Origin of the sequence: Pseudomonas ogarae (assembly GCF_014268695.2) — a bacterium.
Classification (GTDB): domain Bacteria; phylum Pseudomonadota; class Gammaproteobacteria; order Pseudomonadales; family Pseudomonadaceae; genus Aquipseudomonas; species Aquipseudomonas kilonensis.
This window is the reverse complement of sequence record NZ_CP077086.1, coordinates 4,580,207-4,601,346: the sequence shown is the minus strand read 5'-3', so window position 1 is coordinate 4,601,346 and position 21,140 is coordinate 4,580,207. Positions and strand designations below refer to the sequence as shown.

The window sequence follows — 21,140 nt, the reverse complement described above, 5'->3', positions numbered from 1 at the left end:
AGCCTCTGCGGAAGCGCTCGAAGCTCTTCGTATGGCGGCACCTCGAAACTAGCCTGCCGATTATTACCAGCTATTAGCGTTCAGCGATGGAGGAGAGTGCCCGTGTTCGGCCCCTCCCTTCAATTTCTGCCTTGATTCGGCGGACACTGCCTCGGACGCTGAGCTGATAGCTATTCTTGATAGAGTCGCGCCTAGTCTATTTGTTTTTGGAAGCGATGGCGGAGGACAATTGTTCGCTTTCGATCTGCGTGGGTCGGAGCCCTGGCCGATAGTTACGTTTGATGGCGTGGATCCAGATGGAAGCATAGAAATCGTGGCAAGCAACTTTACTGAGTTTCTGAAATGGGTCGACTAAGTTAACCCTCACGCGCATTATGGGCCAAGTCCTATAAGTTAACGCTCTGTGAGTGATAACCTACGAGCTCTTCTATAAATGATATTGGATACAGTTATGACAGGCTGTTTGAGGACGCTCGGAGCTAGCCTCGCTAACAGAGTAATGATCCCCGCCGCTTGGGTATCGGGGCTTGCGACGATAGGATTCTTGTGGGGCATGATAGAGTTTTCGTCCGGTAAGCTTACAGTCGAAGGACGTCAGCTCTTCCTGGCTTCTGTTTCTATTTTTTGCCTCGCCACATGGTACTTGATACGGCGCAAGAGACGAGCAAAAGCACTTGTAGCATCCATCAACCTAAAAGAAGGCCTGAGCCTTGACGATACTCAGTTGCTCGGCTATCCAAGCCCCATGTTTCTTGCCTTTGACCTCTCCAACAAGAAACTCGCTCAATGCGAAAGCGCCATCGGCGACTATCAAATTCGAGACTTCACGTGGGTAACAGGCTGGCAGTGTGAGTGGCAACGGATTGACAGCAGGGTGTCGGGCGGGGTTCTTCAAATAGTCGATGGGGCGGGCATGAGCGTTCCAGCCGACGAGATTCGGCGTAGATTCATAGGATTCTCACTGGTTTTGACGGTTGCCGATACAAGTCATCCTCCCCTCCGTTTTCCAATGAACCGGAGCGCAGCTGAAGGGTGGTGTACCCGGTGCAATGTACTTTTTAAGTGCTAAACACGAAGCATCGCACCAGAAGATAATTATCTTTAGAACTCGCGGCGCTGATATGAGGGCTCAAACGATCGCCGCGAGAGGCATTGACGCAAATTCCTACACGAACTTCGGAAACCAGCGCATTGCCGCATCTGGATGTGCAACTTATTGTCTCTCTGTCGTCCAGATGGCGATTCGGGTTTGGCGACTCGATTGAATGAAGCGCAGAAGCTCCTGCACCTAAATCAATTGAATGAAGGTACTGCTCATGACCCGATACATGCCCATCACCGGCATCGACTGCATCCCCGCAACCCTGCTCATCGACACTGAGGCCCCTCTAGACGTCCTGTTCGAAACCGCCGATTACCGCATCCGCACGGTGACCCAAGTCTTGGAAAATATCGCGTTTCGCTCGGACATCAGCTCAGACACCGTGGTGCTCACTGATTTTTGTAAATTGCTGACCACATCGTTACGCGATGGCTGTGATGTCATGGATGTGATTGGAAGACGATTGCGGGCGCAGGCGGCGGAGTAATGAAGACGGGCGACCTATAAGCCGCCCGTTCATAAGAGGAGAGCGGGGACAGACTACGATTAAGAGACGGTTCGTGGTTTGTCCCCGGTGCTTCAACAAGCGAGGGTGGCTTTATCGCCGAGTGGGAGCTTGCTCCCTTTCGGCGGCGCAGCCGTCGTAAACCGGTTGATGCGGTTTGTCTGTAAAACGGCGCCATCCCTTTTTGGGGCGGCTTCGCCACCCAGCGGGAGCAAGCTCCCTCGCCACGGGGTTTGTGGCGTCGCGGCTCAGGCAGCCAAAGGCCAACCAATGCGCGCTGCACGGCGCAGGCTCGCCTTAACAACCAAGCGGTGAAACGGGGCAATAACGAAAATGTAGGCCCGGCCCAGACGGTTGTGGCACTGGACCACGGTTGAAAAAACCAGTTGGCGACTGCCTTCTGGCTCAGCCTCTTCAGAACACAGGATCGATATCCGGAAGTCGAGGTGCTTGTCGTCCTCTCCCAACACGATTTCAGTCTGGTTCGTGCTGTAGACCTTGAAGATTTGAATCCGATGAGCAAGTGTCGCCAGATGTCTGGCTGTCTTGAGACCAAAACAGGCAACGACAGTGTCTCGGACTTTCATGAGCCATCCGATCCAGGATGGCTGGTGGGAAAGGATGAATCGCGCAAGCAAGTCTGGGTCGCTGGATGTGCCCGCAGGGAGCTGAATCGCAAAAGCGTCCGCCAGGTTCGTCGACTTGTAGAGGTGGGTGATGCCGGACCTCGAGGGGACCGGCACGGACTTAATGAGCTCAAATTCTCGGGGCATCGGGGATCTCTTCCTGAGTTCTAACTACCAATTAGATGACATGCCATGTCGCGTTTCTTGTTGGGCGGCGCCAACTTCTCCTTGTCGGATACTGAGCCCGATCAGCACATCATACAGCGCTTGCTGTCCAGCCGGCAGAACAGGGAGCAACGTAGCACGGCGCTTGTCGGCATCGAACCAGGATTCAACCAACCATCCCACCAGATAGAGCGCCGAAAGGCACCCGCCAGCAGTTGCAACGTTGCCCTGGCATACGAGAGGCTGGTCCACGGGCTCAAGTCCCAGCGCTTGCAAGCCCGATCGTGCATCGGGGTGTGTCGTTGCTCGGCCGCTGAGCAGCCCAAGCCGTTGAAGGATGAAAGCGCCGGCGCATAGGGAGCCGATTCGCTGGCGTCTGGGGTCAAGTTCAAACGACGGCAGGAAATCCGGGGCGGCCAGTGCAGCGGGTACTCCTTCCTTGCCGCTGACGAACAATACCGCGTCGGCACTATTGGCCTCGGAAAGCGGACCGTGTACCGAAACAGGCAGGCCGTGGGCCGATCGTACGATAGGGCTGGAACCCAATATTCGGACGTGCCAGTCCTCGGTGTTGCGGCCTAAGATGTCCCACATCAGGAATAGGTCGATATCAGTGAATTGGTCGAAAGCAACCAGAACGATTTTCTTCAAGGCGAGCTCCATGAAAAGTGCTGGGGTGCAAAACGCAACGGCCATCTTTGCTGGTGTTCGCAGCATATCGATCGGTTGCGCGCCATACACAGTCTGTATGGCGCCAAATAGGGAGCGAAATAACGGATGGAAAAACTAACGCGTCACCATTGGATCGCGGCTGGTTTTGAGGCCCTCGACCAGACAGGGCATATTGGCGTGTCAGCCGAGAGTCTATCGCGCCGATTGAATGTGACCCGCGGATCGTTCTATCACCATTTCCGCAATCGCGAAGATTTTGTCCGCACCTTGTTGGCCGCTTGGGAAGAAGACTACACGGAGCGCATGCTCGCTTTTGCGGCGCAAGGTCGTAGCGCGGGCGAAATCTTGAAACGCTACTTGAGTATTGCCGCTGAGAAACAACCCGGACGGGAAGTTTCCATCCGAGCCTGGTCGCTGCACGATCCGTTGGTAGGCGAGTTTCAGCAGCGTGTTGACACACGACGGTTGGACTTCGCGGTACGGACGTGTCGTCGCTTGGCCCATAGGCCAGGCGAAGCAGAAGTGATGGGGCAGGTGGCCCACCTGTGCCTGATTGGGGGTCAACAGGCAGGGCTGCGGCGTGATGCCGCTCGCTTCAACCGTTTCGTGCATCGAGCCTTTTCACTTTTCGAAGGGGTTCTTCCACCGTGGCGGCTTAGGCATGAGAAGAAATGAGCATGGGGAGTCCTGACCTGATAGCGTTGTGGACGGGTCATGGGTGGGGGCCGCGAATGGCCAAACCATGTGTTCCGATGTCTATTCGGGATGAGGACCGTTAATGCCGTACAACTACACGAACGGTCGGTACTTGGTCTTCAAAGGCCGGGGCAGCGATGGGGCACCCTTGGGCCGGATTCACCAGGACGGAATAGTTCGAAACCTCCTGGGTGAGCCGCTGTACTACATAAACATGGACGAACATGCGTTCAGTTCGGTCGATTTTATTTTTCAGGGCGGTATACAAAAATGAAAGAAGTGACAAACCACGATTCTGAGGCCGCCAGATTAATGCACGCACCTGGTCTGTCCCAGTCTTTGCTGGCCCGTCCTTGGCTCGTAGCAGCGAAGTAATGGTGCTAAATTCTGCGCGTCCAGCATGTGGGCCCATCTGGCTCGGCGGGATATTTAACTCCTCTCTCAACCGATTTTGTGGATATGGAAATTCAATGAACACACCCAAGCTTTCGATTGCGCTGTCCTGCGCTGTTGCTGTTTTGATGTTGAGCGGATGCGCTGCCTCTGTGAAAAGCGGCGGGACTGAAACGCTCGTCATTCAGGAGTCAGCCAAGCAGAACTTGATCGTAAACTTTCAAGGCAATAGCAAGGTTCAAAAAAACGAGGACTGGCCTCGCTTGAAGCAAGAGTGGAATGACGCCCTGCAAGTCGAAGCGACTCGCGCCGGCTACAGCCTTACAGAGGCTCAGGCATCAAGCCTCGAGGGCAAGGACGGTGTCGGTATCAAGATCAACGTGACCAATTTCCGTTACCTGACCCCTGGCGCGCGCTACGGAGCCGGGGTCATGGTGGGAAATGCGTGGGTCAATTCCAGTGCAGACTACTCGGACTTGAAATCAGGTCGTCTGATTGGAACTCGCACCTATGACACGTCGTCGTCGGCCTGGGAAGGTGTCATGTCGGCTATGACTCAAGAGCAGGTCCAGGCTATTTCTCAGAAAATCATAAGTGACATCAAGAGCGCAAAAGCCAAGTAATGCGATTCTGGCTAATGAGCGTCGGCGACCGGGCCGTCGATCTGATTCACGCTGTGTGAAACTTCAGGAAGTCGACGATCGGTTTGGTCGCTATGCGGATGAGCTCATGAACGGACGAATGAAGCGGGTTGCGGAAGAGCGCGGATGACTCAATGGAAAACACAGGGATTCTGGAGTAAGGCGTGGACCTATGTGGTGTTGGTATTTCTCGTAGTGTTTTCCTGTTACTCCGACGCGCCCTGGTTGGGCGACGGCCCATCCAAACGCAAGCGGGTCTTCAGCCCCGGTTTCATCGCGTTCTGCGCGCTGGTGGCGGTGTTTGAACTGATGGCGCTGAACCACTTTTATGGTGTGAGCGGATGAGGTGAGGGCAGAAAGAATTGGGGGCAACCGGGACAGGCCACGATTATGAGACGGCTGATTGAAAATTAACCAAAAATTGTGATCTGTTCCCAGTTTTCACCAATTCCCATCCACGCCAGAAGGCTGCATATGACGTGACCTGGATTATAGATTTTGTGTGGGCATGAATTGCCTGTGGGTAGTTGGTTTCTTTTTGTGAGTGGACGTAATGGATAATGCTGCGAAGAGTTTCCGATCTAATGTGGGACCAGCGTCTTGGATGAAAGCTAGAATGTGCCTTTGGACGTGTTATCTCCTCCTGTTCATTGCGACATCTATTCCGTTTATGTCTTTTTTTGATATCCGTCCTACTTTTGAAAACCCTGTCTTCTGGTTTCAACGCACAGGCTGCATAACTACTGTGTTTTCATTGGTCTGTATTGCGCTCGCCGACACTGCTGTTCGTTTGATACCCAAGCCTAGTGAAGACTTTCGTACTCATACACAAGAAGCTGTTGATGCTTATCTGAAAAAAATATATCAGGCGCGTGCCTCTGCGATGGTGGTGGCATTAATGGGGGCTTTAGTTTGGGGGTACGGTGATACCTTTATCAGGTATATGGGCTCCGCTTGATGGCTTTTCATGCTTCTGTCGTATGATTTCTATAGGTAAGACGGGGAAAGACGGGGACAGACTACGATCATGAGACGGAGCGATTACAATTGAGCTCACACAGTGGTCTGTACTCAGTTTTCCCCAGTTTTCTCTGAAGCTGATGAAGCACGCCCTGAAGAAGAGGGAATCAATGCCAAAGAAACATCAGGAAAGCAAAGCAGTGACGGCTGCTGACATTGAGCGCTCTATCCAGACACTGAACAAGATGGCTGAACGCCTCTGGGGCGATGGTCGGGAGGCTGAGGCGAAAGCCTTGCTCGATGCCTTGGATGCTTTAAACAGGGCGCTCGATAGGATCAGGATTGGGGAGAGCCGCAGGGTTCTTCATTGAAGTGCGAAGGAAAATGGGACAGACACGATATGAAACGGGTCGATTGCAAGGGGCTAGAATCGTAGTCTGTCCCCAGTTCCATCCCCTCCAGCCACTGGGTTTTTGTCCTTGGTGGATGCCTGGCCAGTCTGTTGGCGTTTCATCAAGCCCATGCAAGTCGTGATATCGTTCTGCCACTTAGCAATGGAGGCAGGCGATGAAAGTCGATAATTGGCAAGGCTGGGAACCCGAGTGGCTTAGGCTGACTGAGCATTTCCTTAATGCACCGGCGGCACCCGGCGCCTACATAATCTGTGCAGACCACGAGATTCGCCGAGCTGTCGGTTCCGACGAGCACGGTATCTTGACTATTGGCGAATCGGACAATTTACGGCGGCGTCTTGCTGCGTTTGTGCGCTGCGCAAGGAATCCCGGAGTCTCAGGGCATATGGCGGGCTGGCGGTTTAATTACGCCTCTTTCGAAACCGTTTTCCCTTTGGACACACTTTGGGTTAGCTGGTGTCCGACTCTCGATAAGACAGCCGCCTATGCAAAAGAAGGTGAAATGTTAGCCCTCTATTTGGCCCAGCATTTCGAGCTGCCTCCTCTCAACTACAAATTTAACTGGCCAAAGCTGGAAGTGGCAGTGCTCTAGCCCCAGGGGGAAACGGGACGGGGGAAACGGGGACAAACCACGATTATGGGGCGGGCTGATTACGGATAAACTCAACATTGTGGATTGTCGCCGATTTCTAGGCGTCGGCGTACCTTTGGCGCGCAAAGAAAAGCCCGACTGGGGAGGCCGGGCTAAAAGGGTTTCACTAGGAGCTAAGATAACCATAGGCGCTCGGCTGTGAAAGGAATGTGAAAGATTGCGTTCAGTACGAGTTTTAAAATCGTGGTCTGCCCCTGGTTTCTCTGGTTTCTGAAATCGAGCAATCTCTACCGCATGCGGCCTACACTGGGCTAGCTCTCTAATCGAAGGACATGGAATGCTCATCGTCTTCAGCGGCCTTCCCGGCACCGGAAAAACGACTATCGCCAATGATCTCGCCGCTACGACAGGCGCCGTGTACCTGCGGATCGATACGATTGAGCAGGCGATTCGAAACTCGGGCGCTCTTGCGCAAGATGTGGGACGCAGTGGTTACATGGTGGCTAATGAGCTTGCCCTGAGCAATCTTCGGTTGGGTCGCACAGTCATCGTTGATTGTGTCAATCCCGTCCTCGAAAGCCGAATCGCGTGGAGCGAAATCGCCTCACAGGCGAGTAGCCGATTGGCAAACATCCAAGTGATTTGCTCCGATAAAGATGAGCATCGGCGCCGGGTCGAAGCAAGGAGGGTTGATATTCCCGAGCTGACGCCGCCCACCTGGCAGTCGGTACTGGATCACGAATATGAGCTGTGGGATGAAACTACGTTTTGCATAGACACAGCCTTGACCTCTCCGGTGCAAGCGGTCTCGATGATCATCGACCGATTTCTGCCCAGTGAGTAGCGTCGGCTAAGTCCAAGGTAGCAAGGTGTGACGCGAACGCTTCGTTACCTTTTGTCAGGCTGGTCAACTCAAGCGCCTGCTTGGCTAACGAAACCGACGATAGAGACCCCGTCCATGCCTGCGCCGCTCGGATACAAATGGTGGGCGAGCCTATGCAATACCCAGTTGAGAACAATATGAACGTTCGAAAAGCCTTACTTACCGATGCAGAATCGGTGTCCAAACTCCTAAGCCAGTTAGGCTACCAAGCCTCGCCAAAGCTAATCCGAGATAAGCTTGAGGCTTTAGAGCTTAGCGCTCGCGATACCGTGCTGCTGGCACAAGACGGTAAAAATATTATCGGTGTCATAAGCCTGCACGTACTTGAACTGTTTCATCAGCCGGGTCGGCTCGGACGCATTACCTCCCTTGTCATTGATGAAAACTTCCGAGGACAAGGAGTAGGGGCAATGCTTGTTTTCGCTGCTGACGCGTTTTTTACAGAGCAACTTTGCGTCCGAGCTGAGGTGACTAGCAGTGATCATCGAATACAGGCTCACATTTTTTATCAGCAGCAGGGTTACGTGGTCGACGAACGCCGGTTTGTCAAACGGTATGATTCTTCAGGGGCATAGTAGGTTTAAATTCGGCGAGCTCGTCACCTTGATCAAAATAACGTCCTGCGAAGTCACCTTGCATGGGCGCGCCCATTTGAACATCCAGAGTGTCGGGCCTGATGCCCGTGGGGCGTTCAGTGGGGTATCGCGATTGCGCTGCAGCCACTCATCGACGGCTTCTCCGAGCGTTTTAGGTACACCATTACGTATCCAGGCCATAAAGCCTCTATCAAATTTAAAGCTCGCGCCGCAGTGCTCCACCATGAATCTGCGGACATTCTGTGTGTTTCGGTAATGCTTGCAAACGGTTGTATCTCTTGTGAGCGGATCACTGTGCCAATTAAAACTCATGGGGCGGGCTCCATGCTGGGTGGTCTGATTTATCAATTCATGGCATGGGAGGCTTGGCGTCTTGCAAGCGGTATCCACACGTCCACGTAACCCTTCCCTCGGGAGGGTTCGAAATCAGGACTGTACTCTTCGAACTCAGGCGCGTCGGCAAGCTCGTATTCGGATTCAGGCAACCAGTGAGTGAAAATGGTGAAGAACGTCTGATGGATCGTCGAGATATGGCCTTGGTGTCGAAACACGGCATAGTTTTGCTGCGGCACCCTGAAATATCGAAAAGCCGGAGCAAGACCGTCGATGCTGGACACCTCGGTGCCGGCAATGTACTCAAAACTACCATCCGGTTCAGGATTACAGCACAGGCCATAGCTCCCGTTGTTGACCTGATTGGGTACCTGTCCCAGGTAGGGGGAGAACGCTTGCCACAGGCCGACGATGCCTTCGTTCTTATCGAAGGTAAAACGATCCCCCAGGCCCGCGATGAAAAACTCTGCCCTAGTTTCAAAGCGAGGTTCAGAGAGTGTTATGAGCTTCCTTTCTTTCATACGTAAAGGCTCCACCAGCGAGAGAGGTTCATCCTCGTGCCCACGCACCTGCTTCGGCGTGAACCCAAACAGATCGCAGAAGGCGCGCGTAAAGGCTTCATGGGAGCCGTAGCCTGCATCCAGCGCTACTTGCAGGATATCCGGCGCACCTCGACGCAAGGTCAATGCCGCTTGGCTCAAACGCCGTGCGCGGATGTAACGCATCACCGACCAGCCCGTCGACAGCGCAAACAAGCGGGCCAAGGCAAAGGGAGACATGTTGCAATGGCGCGCGACACGTCCCAGATCGAGTTGGGATCCCAGCTCCAGCTCGATATACCACAGGGCCCTTTCGATACTCAGCATGACGAATCTCCATGAGTGCTGAAGCAACGTTATCAAATGGATGGGGACAGGATTTGATCGTTCTTGCGGTTTCTGCTTTAGACTCCTTTTTGAAACCGCCGATTACCGCATCCGCACCGTGACCCCAGTCTTGGAAAATATTAGTCGCCAAACCCCTTGACTAGTGGCAAATTGATGCTATTTGTTTTTATGAGGGTTGAGGTGGACGGTCTTTTTACAAGAAAAAATGTGGATTGCTTTCTGTTTTGGTGCTTGCGTTAAATAAAATCAAAGGATGGAAAAATAATGAAGTTTTCTTTGTTGGGTGGTATCTGGCTTCTATCATTCAGCGTATTTTTTGCCGGGTGTGCATCTTCAGTTTCGTATCCGGCTCCAACTTCCAGTCCTGAGCAGTTACCTTATCCCACCCCGGAATACAGGACTGAAGTTTTTGCGCCAGTGAAGGTCAGCTATGCAACAAATAGAAGAAAAGCGCCGGATGGCAGTCTGTTACCTGAGTTGAATGTGTCCGGTGACCCCCTGTCTTATGGTCAGGAGACCGTTCTGATTCCTTTTAAACGGGATGTGGGAAGCTTTAAAGATTCACATAGCCCTGCATTTAAGATGTTAATGGAGTTTGGGCTCGTGGATGAGCAGGATGATCCAATTATCACCTTGCTTAATGACGGCTCGCTAACGTTGACTGAGGCTGACTTCTTTAAGCAGTTCAAATCAGCGAAAGGTTTTAAAAGCGGTGATGTATTGCTTTTCGTACATGGCTTTAATGTGAAATTTGAAGACGCTGTGAAGCGTGCAGCTCAAGTGTCTTATGATATTAATCCTGATTTGCAACCGGTGGTGTTCAGTTGGCCTTCTATTGGGGATCCGTTAAAGTACAATCGCGATTTTGGTAGGGCGTTGGACTCCGTTGATGACTTCGAAAAATTCATGTTAAAACTGGTGGCCTCTACGCAGGGAAAGAGAGTTCATGTCCTGGCTCATAGCATGGGGTCAAAAGTAGTCATTCCTGCACTGGCTAGACTCTATTCTACTCAGCCAAAACTATTTGATAAGAAACTGGGTAATATCATACTGGCTGCACCTGACTTTCCCAGGGAGACGTTTATTCTAAAATATAAGACCGCGTTTAGTAAGTTTGGCCGCGCGACAATCTATATGTCGTCGGAGGATAAGGCGCTCAAAGTTTCCTCTAGCACCTATCTTGCTGATCGAGGAATGCTTGGCTTTAGTGGCTCTGAAGGATTTTTCTTTCCCGGAATTGACTCTGTTGATATAACTCGTGCGGGCGGTGTTGATGATCTTCTTGGGCATTCAAACTATGGTAGTTCGGCGCGTGTGCTAGTGGATATGCATGATATGATCGGGAGCAATTTGAGAGCTAGCAAAAGAAAAGGTTTTATCGTTGTGCCACCTTACAAGTATTTTTTTCTACAGCCGTAGGGGTTTTGGGGGCTGGGACGCGTGGGTAGAAACTCGCAGAGTCTAAACCACTAGCTAACAACGTACCCTAGGCTGCAAGCGTCCCGATTCGTCGGGACGTAGGCAGAACTCATTCAACCAATACTCCGCCCCAACAACCACTCACTAAACCCCCGCACCGCCACCTGCCGCTCCCGCCCCGGCACGCACACCAGCGTATACCGCGCACCCGCCAAGCGAACTTCAGGGCGATATTCAACCAGCTCCCCACGCGCAACAGCCTCAGTAACCAGCACATTGCTGGCGAGTACCAGCCCGTGCCCGGCGATCGCCGCCTGCAGGGCGTGTTGTTCCTCGTCATAACGCCGAAAACGCGCGTTCTCCAGCCAGCCCAGGGTGCCGGCCTTGGCGCACCATACAGGCCAGTCGACTGCAACGTTTGCGCTGCTCAGCCATGGCACGTCGATCAGTTCGACGGGCGAGCCCGTTGCGGGCGGTTGCCAGCCGGGGCGGCAATAAACACCAAAGTGCTCATCCAACAGGGGCTGTTCGAACAGCTGTGGGTCCGGCCTGAACAGGGCGCGTATCGCCAGGTCGATGCTGGCGTCACGCTGCAGGTCGACCACGTCGTTGCTGGTATGCAGCCTGACGTCGATCTCCGGGTACAACCGATGAAAATCCCCGAGCCGCGGTATCAGCCACAGGCTGGCGAATGCCGGCGTCGTACTCACCACCAAGGACTGGGCAGCACAAGGCGGCGACAGCACCTGCAGGCCATGTTGGATATCAAGCAGGGCACGGTGCATGAAAGGTTGAAGGCGCTCGCCGTCGGCGCTCAGGCGTACGCTTTGGCTGGAGCGTTCGAACAGGCGCACGCCAAGGAAGGCTTCAAGGCTTTTGACCTGATGGGAGATCGCCGCCGGGCTGACATTCAGTTCCTGGGCCGCTGCCTTGAAGCTGCCCAGCCGTGCAGCGGACTCGAAGCCGCGCAAGGCGGTGAGGGGCAGTTTGGCGAACATGGGCGGGTAGGTTACTCAGGTTGAGCGTGGCTCAATTTAGCTCAATTGTGCGCGGGTGCTCAACTTGCCAGGCTGTGGTCTCCCACCTCACTCCAGGAGCCCAGCGATGCAAGGCACGCCCCGTAAAATCCTTCAGGCCATCCTTTACGAAGCCGGTGGCGTGCTGTTCGTGGCTCCGGCGCTCGCGCTGACCTACGAACAAGGGATGGGCTATTCAACTCTGCTTTCGCTGGTGATTTCTGCCGTCGCGCTGGCTTGGAACATGCTTTTCAATGGCCTGTTCGAGTGGTGGGAACGTCGCCAGCGCAGCCGCCATCGCAACTGGCAGCGACGGCTGCTTCACTCCCTGGGATTTGAAGGCGGCTTGACGTTGATCCTCACTCCAGTGATTGGCGCATGGTTGGGCATCAGCCTGTGGCTGGCGCTGGTGACCAACCTGGGGTTGTTCGTGTTTTTCTTTTTTTACGCGCTGGTTTTTCAATGGGGGTTTGATCGAGTATTTGATGTGCCGCTTTCGGCGCAGGCCGATCAGACACTCGGTGTCTAACGTCAACACACCTTGAATCAGTTGCTCAGAAGCTTGGGCGCATCTTGATGCACTGTTCGCTGTCGCTTTTTCCCGTTTTGAGGGTGGCCACTCTTTTGCCTTCATTTTGGTCGGCGCATGGGGTATTTTGATGCCCTCAAAAAAAGGAGCTGTCATGGGTAAGCTGTTGTACGTAATCGTTTTAATCGCAGTAGCAGGATTCTGCTACAAATTCTACTCCGCTAACCAACAGGTGCAGCAAAACGCATTCAGCTGCCTGAAACTCCAGATGGCGGAGCAGGATAAGTGCTTTGAAGACGTCGGGCGCCAGGCTGCTAATCTGGAGAAGGCGGCCAAGGCTATGACTGGACAGAACTGATCTGTCGTTATAGGTGAGTCAAAAAGCAACTAAGGAACAGCGGGGGCGGACCAGAGCCCCCGATGTTCTTACATAATCCATCCCTTTTTCTCAAGCATTCAGAATTGCGCATTAGACCCAGCTGCTTGAAGTATGGATTTGCAATATGAAACGATGACCCTGTCGGCTTCATTCAGCGGACGTCCGCCTTTGGAAATGATACGTCCGTCAGGAAGTTGAGACCATGAGTCACTTTCGTCAAGGTTCATGTTTCGTTTGGCATATTCATTCAAGCGTTCCAGACACATGTAGGGGAGATCATTGGTAGTCAGCACGGCTGTAATTATTTTTTGAGTGGCGTCTGCCGTTATTTGGGACGTACCCTTTACTGGTGTTCCAATTTCCCCTGACGTTTTACCACTGACTGAATTGTTTCTGTTCTCATCGATAGCCTTCTTGAGCTCTGCTTCTTTTCCGGTTAATTCAGCTACCTTCGCTTTGGCTGCGTCAGAAGGTGTATCGGTTGCCGCTTTTTTTGCAGCCGCCAGCTCACTCTGAACGGCGGTCAACTCTTGCCGCTGGACTGCTAACCCTGCGACTGATGCGTTGCCGGAGGACGATAGATACACAGCCGGAGCAATTGCTCCCTGGTTCAGTTCTTCCACGGCTGCTAATGCCACCGAGTAGCGCTGGAGTCTTGCCAGGAAAAAATTATATTGTGCATCATCAAGCGTGTCGTTCATGCGAGCTTCGCAGAGTCGATAAAACTCATCTCTGAAGAGCTGAATGTTCTTTGATCTGACGCCAATGTAGGCTGCCGAAGTTTGTACCGCGGCTGCCAATTCTGCCTTGGCTCTATCGCTCAGAGTGCCGGAGGCAGCGAGTTGAGCTGCATAGGCTTGCATTGCATCAGGGCTCGGTTCTGCACAAATGGTGTCGTTGCCGCTTATAATCGCTCTCTGGTTAATATCTATAAATACGGACTTTTGCCTTTCTTTGGCTATTTGAGGAAGCTGGAAGTCATGGGTTCTATAGATGCTATTCCAGTTTGCATTGCAGCCACTTAAAAGTAATGCAGCCATTATCAATGGTAGTGTTTTCATCTGCTGCTCCCTTGCATGTTTTTTTGGATGTTGCTAAGGCTCAGAGTAGTCGGGCTTCTGTACGCTGCCATTCTTTTCAAGGGGGTTAAGGAATTATTGGCGCGAGTGTTTAAAATGCTGACAGATATGTACCGCCTACTTAACACTTGGCTGGGTTTGGGAAGGTGTCGGCGCAAGTCGCCACGGAATTTATCGGTGGTCTGATCCTCTTGCCCAAGAGCACGATGAAGGATTGGACAGACGCATGGCAAAACAGTAGCGTTCACCCCCACAACTCAAAAACTCCAACATCAGGGATGGCTATGTCACTCAGACTCGTTTCGCTAATGGCGGCAGCATCCCCGTTGCTTGTGGGCTGTATCTTTGTTCCCATGGGGGAAGAAGAAAAGGCGAAGTATGCGGAATATCATCGCACTACCGAGTCTCCGGCAACCTACGAGGCCATGGATTGCGATACGTTATTGATTACTCAAAAAAGCTATGACCAGTATCCGACGCCGCGGACGGAAAAAATCAGGCAAGTGATTCATCAAGTGGTCGCTCAGCGAGACTGCTCCCGTAGCAGCGCAACTCAGCCAAGCGTCGCCGCCAATCCTGTTCCTACTGCGACGGTCGCGCCAGCCCCGATACCTGCCAAAAGCATTGCCGCTCCCATACCCGTTGCGGCTGGACATCTTGGGGCGCATCTGGGCTCGGTCACACCTACCGTTGTAAAAAGCTTCGGTTTGCCTTCCGAGAAAGGGGTGCTGGTGTTTGGTCCGGAACCAGGCACCGATACCGAAAAAATGGGGCTCTTGGCGGGGGATATCATTTTGGAGATCGCCGGTGCGGCGGTGAACAGTCCTTCCGAGGTCACGGCCATCATCGGTCGCATGACGCCTGGAGACAGCGCCTTGATAAAGGTCTGGCGCTATCGGGCTGTGACTGACGTCAAGGTCGTCGTTGCCGATGGTAGTGCCGCTTCCCAACCTTTGTGAGCCTGGTGAACCCTGGGCGGTTGAACGTCTGTTGTGACGCTGCCTGAAGCGAATGAAAGCCGCATGATCGGAGGGTTGACGCTCTTTCCAGCCCCAGAAACAACAAACCCGCACACTCATGACGAGGTGCGGGCTGTTGATGACCCAAGCCTGCAATCAGAGACGCATGCCTTTGAACGGGTTCCAGCCTTGCTCGCCTTTCACTTCCTTGAGGTAGTAGGCGTAGTTGGCCATGAGTGCGTACATCATCGACAGGGCGATGCTCAGGCCTGTACTCAACGGCCGGGGAAACTCCATGCCGATGATTGCGAAAATCACGCTCAATGCGATATTGATCGCCAGGAAAATACCCAGCAGGGCGAGGTTCTTCTTCCAGAGGCCGAGGACGAACAGGTAGATAGGGCCGAAGAAAAACGCAATCACGTTGGCGTTGATGAGGATTTTCTTCTTGGCGCCAGGCAGCGTCTTGACGGCTTCCTTGTAGCGCGGGTCGTTTGGCGCGCCATAGGTTTCAAAGAAATCAAAGCGTTCCTGCCACTTGGCGCTGTATTTACCCGTACTTTGTACTTGTTCAGTTGTGCTCATTTTTAACGCTCCTGCTTTCCATAAGTAATTTTTCTTTCTTCCAAGAAATCCTGTGCTCTGTTTCTAGCGCATTGATTGCTTTGATCTTTGACGAAGGGCTCGAATGAGTCGCCTGAGGTGTCTATTTTGCCGCTTTATGGCCGTTGGTGTGGAACATTCCGCACTGGCCGCTGGAGCGGTCGCCTGGTCTGTGACGCGCTTCACTCTATTTTTTCAATGGGGGCGCCGGCCGACCTTCAGGGGCGGCTGACGCTGTCACCGTAGACACGGATCATGTCCAGCAGGTTCTTGACCCGCAACGGCAGGTTGCCGGCGGGATAGACCGCATGCATGCGCGGGTCTTCACCCGTGCTGGAGGTCAGCTTGTACTCGGGGAACACTCGCGCCAGGCGTCCTGCCGCCACTTCCGGCTCGGCCAGCCAGTCGGCCAGGCGGGCAATCCCGGCACCGGCCAGCGCAGCCTGGAACACCGCCGCGCCGGAACTGAAGCGAAACTTGGGGTGCACGCGAAAGCTGCCGGCCTGGCCCGGCCCACGAAAATTCCATTCCTTGAGAATCCGCGGCGCCGTGTGCAGGATCAATGCGTGCTGTTCCAGCGCCTCGATGGACGCCGGCAGCCCGCATCGCTCCAGGTAGCCAGGGCTGGCGTAGAGGTAGCGCGAATAGCTCCACAGCGGGTAGCCGATCAGGTCGCTGGATTGTGGAAAGGCGCCGCGAATCGAAAAGTCCAGCTTGCCCTTGACCGGATCGACCGCCGCATCGGTGAATATCACATCCACGCTGACATCGGGATAACGCTGGCTGTACTGGGCGATCAACCCGGGGACCACCGTGTGGGCCAAGGATTGCGGTGCGGAAAAGCGGATCCAGCCGGTGGCCAGGCCGCTGAGCCCGGCCAGGTCCTCGTCCGCCTCACGTTGCAGATCTAGCATTCTGTAGGCGTGGGGCAGTAGCCGCTCGCCAGCCTCGGTCAGCGTCACGGCGTTGGCCGAGCGATTGAACAGCTTGACCCCGCTGCGTTCTTCCAGCCCTTGAATGGCGCGGGTCAGCGAGCTGGGGGAGCGCCCCAGGCTCCGGGCTGCGACGACAAAGCTGCGCTTGCGGGCCACCGTCGAAAAGGCTTCAAGATCAGCCAACATATCCAGTGCCATCGGCCACCTCATTGCACTTTTCACAATATGACATTGCAACACAAAAAAGCCCCTTCCGTTAGCCTTCCCGCTCTCACCACAAGGACGTAGCTAAACAGGAGCGATGGATATGTCGACGCTGGATGAAACGCTCAGAAAAGCAACCGCCCTTGCGGGCGAAGCGACCCACGAATGGCTGGTGCCAAAAGTCCCCCTGTCGACCACCCACCCCTTTATCGCCAGAGCCTGATTCAATGTTCGATATCATCCTGCTATGTGTCTTCGCCTTCGCCGCCGGCCTGATCGATGCGGCCGTCGGCGGCGGCGGCCTGATTCAGATCCCGGCACTGTTCAATGTGCTGCCCAGCGCCCAGCCCGCCGCACTGCTCGGCACCAACAAGGTCGCGGCGGCCTGCGGCACGGCCTTTGCTGCGCGCTCGTTCGTGCGCAAGGTGGTGATCGACTGGAGCCTGGTGGTTCCTGCCGCCGGCGCGGCCTTTGTCATGGCCTTCGCTGGCGCGGCGACGGTATCGATCGTGCCGCAGGCACTGATGCGCCCGGCGGTATTGGTGCTAATCATGCTGATGGCGATCTACACCTTCTGGAAAAAGGACTTCGGCAGCCTGCACAAGCCCATGCGCATCGGCACCAAGGAGAAGCTGCTGGCGGTACTGGTCGGTGGCGCCATCGGTTTCTACGACGGTTTGTTCGGACCGGGCACCGGCAGCTTCCTGATCTTCCTGTTCATTCGCTGCTTCGCCTTCGACTTCCTGCACGCCTCGGCGTCGGCCAAGCTGGTGAATATCGCCACCAATGTCGCGGCGCTGCTGTTCTTTATCCCGAGCGGCAACGTGCTCTACTTGGTAGCGCTGCCGATGGCGCTGTTCAATATCCTCGGCGCGCTGACCGGCACCTGGCTGGCGGTGCGCAAGGGAGTTCCCTTTGTCCGCGGGCTGTTCCTGGTGCTGCTGGTGATCCTCATCAGCAAGCTGTCCTATGACCTGATCTCGGCGGGTTGAGTTGCCCTTTGACCCGGCAAAAAGTTTTCTACACGGAGATTGCGCCCCATACTCTCGGTTTTTGCACCGCAGATACCCAGAAGAGGCCAAGTTTTGTCGAATGTTGAACCCCACCTGCACGCGCTGACGTTGAATCACATCTACGACGGTTTCAAACAGCTGATCCCCATCTCTCTTTTCGTCGTTGTGTTCGGCGTTGCTTTCGGCCTGGCGGCTGCGCAAACGGGCTTGAGTGATACGTCTGCCGTGCTCATGAGCACGCTGGTTTTTGCCGGCGCTTCTCAATTTGCCGCACTGGATCTGTGGGGGCAGCAAGTGCCGGTCGTTCCGCTGATGATCACCGTCTTCGCCATCAACGCCCGGCACTTGTTGATGGGAGCGACGCTTTACCCGTGGCTGCGGGAGCTACCCGTTGCCAAACGCTACGGTGTCATGCTGGTTGTTTCGGACGCGAACTGGGCCATGGCGATGCAGGCGTTCAGTCGGGGCAAGCCGGGGCTCGGGCTTTTATTCGGCGGCGGCATTGCGCTCTGGGTCGCGTGGATCCTGGGCAGTTGGCTGGGGCTTCATTTTGGCAGCGCCATTAAGAACCCGGTCAGTTTCGGGCTCGATATGGTGATGGGCTGTTTCTTGTTGGCGATGGTCGTGGGCGGGAAGAAAAACCTGCGCATGTTCATCATCTGGACCGTGGCGGCCTGCTCATCGCTGTTGGCCTACTGGTACTTGCCGGCGAACAGTCATGTCGTGGTCGGCGCTTTGGCGGGGGGCATCCTGGGCGCGCTGTGGATGGAGAAAAAACAATGAATATCGAAACGGCGGGTTACGGCACGTTGATCGTCATATTGATCATGGCCGTCGTGACACTGGCGACTCGCTGGGGCGGTGTTTTCGTGATGTCGTTCGTGCCGATCAACTATCGGGTGCAGCAGTTCATCACGGCCATGTCGGGCTCGGTGCTGGTGGCGGTGCTGGCTCCGTTGGCGGTGAAAGGTGACAACGGCGCACGCCTGGCTTTGCTGACCACGGCAATCGTCATGCTGACACTGAAAAAACCGTTGCCGGCAATTGCGGCCGGCATACTTGCAGCGGCTTTAGCCAGGCAGTTCTGAAAGGTCGAGTCGCCCGCGAACAAGCGAGCGACGAAACCCCATCAACACCCAGGTCAAAAACTCAGCGCCGCCGCTTCCCCAAACGAGTGATCCTGTCCCCCCGCCATAAAGTGCAGCGACATCTCCTGTGGCGCCTCGATGGGTGGAATTTCAAAACTCCCCACCACCTGACCCTGAAGCGCACTCAGCCGCATCGACTCTTCTTCCTTTAACTTTGCCATTCTCGCGTGATTCGCTGCGATTTCGTTGAGAGTTGACACGGTACATCTCCGTTTGCTGACCAAGCATTGATTAATTTGCCGCCGCGTCAGAATTACGTCGTTCTTGGCTGCTGAGACAGGCCAGTGCAAACCCTGAGCCAGACGGGGCCGCTTGTTGGCCCCGTCCCTCGACAGGTGACGAATGGCGGGGCAGACGTGCATTGACGCCGGCAACGTTGCAACCATGCCTCAACAATAAGTCACTGATAATACAAACCGCTCCCCGGCAGGGTCAGTCGGTCTCGGCGCTGTAGACGCTTGACCGGTGTGTCGAATGCCTGTGCACCACAACCACCCCGGCTCCGATCAGGCTGGTGGCAACCGCCAGCAGCACAATCACCTGCTGCGTTCCAACCGGCGCCGCCAGTACCGCGACCAGCAAGCCCGCGAGCGGTTGCGACAGGTTGTTGAGCAGCGTGATGACGCCGACGGTCTTGCCGAAGTCCTGAGGCGGAATGACTTGCTGGCGGAGGGTGCGGAAGTAGACGTTGAACATTTTGTCGAAACCGACAATCAGCAAGAAACCGACGACGTAGCCCCCTGTGTTCGGGCTGAGCGCGGTGATGAAGGCGCCGACGGCAATCAGCGTGTAGGAGAGGGCGCCCAGTAGTTTCAAGGGCAAGGTTACCCGGGCCAGGAGAAACAGGATGAGGATGGTGGTCACGGCACCGGCGGCCTGCAAGCCTGCGTAGTCATCCTTGCCTGCGCCGTAATGGCCGATGACCATGGCCGCTGAGGTGGCGAGGGTGACGCCGATGATCAGGTTGACGCCCACCGCCAGGCTGATGATCTTTTTCAGTTCCGCCAGGTTGCGAATGTGGCTGAAGGCAATGCGCAGCGGGTTCAGCCAGAGGTCGTGATGTTGCTCGAAGGTTTCCAGGGTGACCGAACTGATGCGCTGCCAATACAGCATCGCCAGGTCCGCGAGCAGGAACAGCCCGGCAATCGCCAGCACCACCCAGTGCCACGCCCACACCTCAAGCAGCAGCGCGGCGATCAGCGGGCCCAGCACCAAGCCGGTCTGGTCGGCGATTTGCGAGTAGGACAAGGTCTTGGTGTAGGTGTAGTGCTTGAAGATGTACGGCATCACCACTTCGCGGGCCATGATGCCCTGGGTGGTCAGCACGCCGCACAGGGCCGAGAGCGCGACGATCCAATAGATCCCGCCGAGGACGCCATAAAGTACGACCGCCACCCCGCAGGCCACGGCGCGATAGACCTGGCTGATGTGCAGGATGCGAATCGGCGAGAACTTGTCGCACAGCGCGCCACAGATGGGGAACGCCAGATAGCGTGGCAAGGATTCGACGAAGAAGGCCAGGCCTGCCCAGGAGACGCTGTTGGTGGTCTGGAAAACAATCAGCGGGACGATGAACAGCAAAATCTGGTCGGCCAACCGGGAAAGGAACATCGAGACGAAAAAAGCCAGGTAATCCTTGCCCATGAAACTCCTTGATTGCTGTGTTCAGGTGTTATCCGGTCCTGGCAACGACGCGCAGCGTGATATGGAACTAATATCACCGTTAGTCTCTATATCTTTACAGGGGTCATCCCTTTTTTGAGAGAACTGCCATGTTCAAATCGCGCTCGTTGATTGCTGCAGTGACCTGTTTCGCCCTGGCGGCTGGCCCTGGCATTGTTGTCGCGGACCCGGGCAACGGCAAGGGTAACGCTCAATTCGATCAAGGTCCCGGTCAAGGGCAGGGAGGCAAAGGCGGGCAGGGCAACAAGGGTGGTCAAGGAAATCCCGGTAACAAGGGCAACCAGGGTGGCAAGGGAAACCAAGGCGGTGGCGGTGGCGATTGGCATAACGGCCCGAGCCTCGACCGCGGCGGCATCCTGGGTGTGATTGGTGGTTATCGCGATTACTGGAGCCCCGGCCCGGCGTTGCCACCGGGCATCCAGAAAAATCTTGCACGGGGCAAGCCGTTGCCGCCGGGCATCGCCAAAAAACTCGACGGTCGGCTGTTGGGGCGGTTGCCGCACTATGACGGTTATGAGTGGCAGCAGGTCGGCACGGACCTGATCCTGGTGGCGATCGCCACTGGCATCATCTATGAAGTGCTCAATGGCGCGTTCGACTAAGTCGGAGTAATGCCAATCAATTCAGCATCCCCCTGTGGGAGCGGGCTTGCTCGCGAAAGCGGTGGGTCAGCTTGCGATAATGTTGGCTGTGCCGCCGCCTTCGCGAG

26 protein-coding genes and 2 pseudogenes are annotated in these 21,140 nt (G+C 55.1%); 18 read left to right on the top strand and 10 right to left on the bottom strand.

Annotated features, from left to right (window positions below; translation table 11 throughout):
* Positions 1 to 64: 64 nt before the first annotated feature.
* Together HU749_RS29485 and HU749_RS20105 are read left to right on the top strand one after the other, a co-directional pair.
* A pseudogene (locus tag HU749_RS29485) lies at positions 65 to 355 on the top strand (SMI1/KNR4 family protein); the annotation flags it as partial.
* 961 nt (positions 356 to 1,316) lie between these two features.
* Positions 1,317 to 1,589 (top strand): hypothetical protein, encoded by a 273-nt coding sequence (locus HU749_RS20105; RefSeq protein WP_003203821.1) that lies wholly within the window; start codon positions 1,317 to 1,319, stop codon positions 1,587 to 1,589.
* 266 nt (positions 1,590 to 1,855) lie between these two features.
* Here the strand turns inward: HU749_RS20105 and HU749_RS20100 are convergent, their stop codons facing one another.
* Positions 1,856 to 2,380 (bottom strand): DUF2867 domain-containing protein, encoded by a 525-nt coding sequence (locus HU749_RS20100; protein ID WP_046063484.1) that lies wholly within the window; start codon positions 2,378 to 2,380, stop codon positions 1,856 to 1,858.
* Between the two features lie 24 nt (positions 2,381 to 2,404).
* Positions 2,405 to 3,049 carry a DJ-1/PfpI family protein gene (locus HU749_RS20095; RefSeq protein ID WP_046063518.1) on the bottom strand — a complete coding sequence of 215 codons (645 nt, stop codon included), beginning with the start codon at positions 3,047 to 3,049 and terminating at the stop codon, positions 2,405 to 2,407.
* Between the two features lie 126 nt (positions 3,050 to 3,175).
* Between HU749_RS20095 and HU749_RS20090 the strand changes: the two genes are divergently transcribed.
* From HU749_RS20090 to HU749_RS20055, 8 genes are all read left to right on the top strand, one after another.
* Positions 3,176 to 3,745, top strand: coding sequence for a TetR/AcrR family transcriptional regulator (locus HU749_RS20090; RefSeq protein ID WP_079302038.1), 570 nt, complete (start codon positions 3,176 to 3,178; stop codon positions 3,743 to 3,745).
* A gap of 491 nt (positions 3,746 to 4,236) precedes the next feature.
* Positions 4,237 to 4,782, top strand: a complete 546-nt coding sequence (locus HU749_RS20085; protein WP_079302041.1) for a DUF4410 domain-containing protein — start codon at positions 4,237 to 4,239, stop codon at positions 4,780 to 4,782.
* 144 nt (positions 4,783 to 4,926) lie between these two features.
* The gene (locus HU749_RS20080; protein ID WP_079302042.1) at positions 4,927 to 5,145 is read left to right on the top strand and encodes a hypothetical protein; all 219 of its coding nucleotides are present in this window, start codon (positions 4,927 to 4,929) and stop codon (positions 5,143 to 5,145) included.
* Positions 5,146 to 5,404: 259 nt separating this feature from the next.
* Positions 5,405 to 5,758, top strand: coding sequence for a hypothetical protein (locus HU749_RS20075; protein WP_139381066.1), 354 nt, complete (start codon positions 5,405 to 5,407; stop codon positions 5,756 to 5,758).
* Positions 5,759 to 5,930: 172 nt separating this feature from the next.
* Entirely contained in the window at positions 5,931 to 6,131 is a 201-nt protein-coding gene (locus tag HU749_RS20070; RefSeq protein WP_079302043.1) for a hypothetical protein, read from the top strand.
* Positions 6,132 to 6,327: 196 nt separating this feature from the next.
* Positions 6,328 to 6,765, top strand: a complete 438-nt coding sequence (locus tag HU749_RS20065; protein WP_063320330.1) for a hypothetical protein — start codon at positions 6,328 to 6,330, stop codon at positions 6,763 to 6,765.
* Between the two features lie 337 nt (positions 6,766 to 7,102).
* Positions 7,103 to 7,609: a P-loop nucleotide/nucleoside kinase family protein gene (locus tag HU749_RS20060; RefSeq protein ID WP_079304523.1), complete on the top strand. Its 507-nt coding sequence runs from the start codon at positions 7,103 to 7,105 to the stop codon at positions 7,607 to 7,609.
* A gap of 176 nt (positions 7,610 to 7,785) precedes the next feature.
* A complete protein-coding gene (locus HU749_RS20055) occupies positions 7,786 to 8,223 on the top strand; it encodes a GNAT family N-acetyltransferase (protein WP_172436028.1) in 438 nt (145 codons plus the stop codon).
* A gap of 126 nt (positions 8,224 to 8,349) precedes the next feature.
* Here the strand turns inward: HU749_RS20055 and HU749_RS20050 are convergent.
* Both HU749_RS20050 and HU749_RS20045 read right to left on the bottom strand, forming a co-directional pair.
* Positions 8,350 to 8,556, bottom strand: a pseudogene (locus tag HU749_RS20050) (DUF6434 domain-containing protein); the annotation flags it as partial.
* A gap of 32 nt (positions 8,557 to 8,588) precedes the next feature.
* On the bottom strand, positions 8,589 to 9,443 hold the full coding sequence (locus tag HU749_RS20045; RefSeq protein WP_079304520.1) for an AraC family transcriptional regulator: 855 nt from the start codon (positions 9,441 to 9,443) through the stop codon (positions 8,589 to 8,591).
* A gap of 285 nt (positions 9,444 to 9,728) precedes the next feature.
* Here HU749_RS20045 and HU749_RS20040 point away from each other — a divergent pair, with 285 nt between their 5' ends.
* The gene (locus tag HU749_RS20040; RefSeq protein WP_079304518.1) at positions 9,729 to 10,883 is read left to right on the top strand and encodes an alpha/beta hydrolase; all 1,155 of its coding nucleotides are present in this window, start codon (positions 9,729 to 9,731) and stop codon (positions 10,881 to 10,883) included.
* Positions 10,884 to 10,996: 113 nt separating this feature from the next.
* Here HU749_RS20040 and HU749_RS20035 read toward each other — a convergent pair whose 3' ends face one another.
* Positions 10,997 to 11,881, bottom strand: coding sequence for a LysR substrate-binding domain-containing protein (locus HU749_RS20035; RefSeq protein WP_079304516.1), 885 nt, complete (start codon positions 11,879 to 11,881; stop codon positions 10,997 to 10,999).
* A gap of 106 nt (positions 11,882 to 11,987) precedes the next feature.
* Between HU749_RS20035 and HU749_RS20030 the strand changes: the two genes are divergently transcribed.
* Positions 11,988 to 12,428 (top strand): PACE efflux transporter, encoded by a 441-nt coding sequence (locus HU749_RS20030; protein ID WP_027912989.1) that lies wholly within the window; start codon positions 11,988 to 11,990, stop codon positions 12,426 to 12,428.
* Positions 12,429 to 12,582: 154 nt separating this feature from the next.
* A complete protein-coding gene (locus HU749_RS20025) occupies positions 12,583 to 12,786 on the top strand; it encodes a hypothetical protein (RefSeq protein ID WP_027912990.1) in 204 nt (67 codons plus the stop codon).
* 98 nt (positions 12,787 to 12,884) lie between these two features.
* On the opposite strand, the gene HU749_RS20020 is transcribed toward HU749_RS20025, so the two are convergent.
* Complete coding sequence (locus HU749_RS20020; RefSeq protein WP_079304514.1) at positions 12,885 to 13,868, bottom strand: hypothetical protein; 984 nt, start codon at positions 13,866 to 13,868, stop codon at positions 12,885 to 12,887.
* Between the two features lie 164 nt (positions 13,869 to 14,032).
* Between HU749_RS20020 and HU749_RS20015 the strand changes: the two genes are divergently transcribed.
* Positions 14,033 to 14,845: a PDZ domain-containing protein gene (locus HU749_RS20015; RefSeq protein WP_225919105.1), complete on the top strand. Its 813-nt coding sequence runs from the start codon at positions 14,033 to 14,035 to the stop codon at positions 14,843 to 14,845.
* Positions 14,846 to 15,001: 156 nt separating this feature from the next.
* Here the strand turns inward: HU749_RS20015 and HU749_RS20010 are convergent, their stop codons facing one another.
* Together HU749_RS20010 and HU749_RS20005 are read right to left on the bottom strand one after the other, a co-directional pair.
* Positions 15,002 to 15,430, bottom strand: a complete 429-nt coding sequence (locus HU749_RS20010; protein ID WP_046063490.1) for a DUF2628 domain-containing protein — start codon at positions 15,428 to 15,430, stop codon at positions 15,002 to 15,004.
* Positions 15,431 to 15,666: 236 nt separating this feature from the next.
* Entirely contained in the window at positions 15,667 to 16,581 is a 915-nt protein-coding gene (locus tag HU749_RS20005; protein WP_046063491.1) for a LysR family transcriptional regulator, read from the bottom strand.
* Between the two features lie 233 nt (positions 16,582 to 16,814).
* On the opposite strand from HU749_RS20005, the gene HU749_RS20000 reads away from it, so the two are divergent.
* The 3 genes from HU749_RS20000 (at position 16,815) to HU749_RS19990 (ending at position 18,688) form a co-directional block, all read left to right on the top strand.
* Positions 16,815 to 17,579 carry a sulfite exporter TauE/SafE family protein gene (locus HU749_RS20000; protein WP_046063492.1) on the top strand — a complete coding sequence of 255 codons (765 nt, stop codon included), beginning with the start codon at positions 16,815 to 16,817 and terminating at the stop codon, positions 17,577 to 17,579.
* 93 nt (positions 17,580 to 17,672) lie between these two features.
* Positions 17,673 to 18,383: an AzlC family ABC transporter permease gene (locus HU749_RS19995; protein ID WP_046063493.1), complete on the top strand. Its 711-nt coding sequence runs from the start codon at positions 17,673 to 17,675 to the stop codon at positions 18,381 to 18,383.
* A complete protein-coding gene (locus HU749_RS19990; RefSeq protein WP_046063494.1) occupies positions 18,380 to 18,688 on the top strand; it encodes an AzlD family protein in 309 nt (102 codons plus the stop codon). Before HU749_RS19995 ends, HU749_RS19990 begins: the two co-directional genes overlap by 4 nt.
* 53 nt (positions 18,689 to 18,741) lie before the next feature.
* Here the strand turns inward: HU749_RS19990 and HU749_RS19985 are convergent, their stop codons facing one another.
* Positions 18,742 to 18,948: a hypothetical protein gene (locus HU749_RS19985; RefSeq protein ID WP_186651538.1), complete on the bottom strand. Its 207-nt coding sequence runs from the start codon at positions 18,946 to 18,948 to the stop codon at positions 18,742 to 18,744.
* A gap of 232 nt (positions 18,949 to 19,180) precedes the next feature.
* The gene (locus HU749_RS19980) at positions 19,181 to 20,392 is read right to left on the bottom strand and encodes an MFS transporter (RefSeq protein ID WP_186651536.1); all 1,212 of its coding nucleotides are present in this window, start codon (positions 20,390 to 20,392) and stop codon (positions 19,181 to 19,183) included.
* 128 nt (positions 20,393 to 20,520) lie between these two features.
* On the opposite strand from HU749_RS19980, the gene HU749_RS19975 reads away from it, so the two are divergent.
* The gene (locus tag HU749_RS19975; protein WP_014337485.1) at positions 20,521 to 21,033 is read left to right on the top strand and encodes an anti-virulence regulator CigR family protein; all 513 of its coding nucleotides are present in this window, start codon (positions 20,521 to 20,523) and stop codon (positions 21,031 to 21,033) included.
* Positions 21,034 to 21,140: the final 107 nt, after the last annotated feature.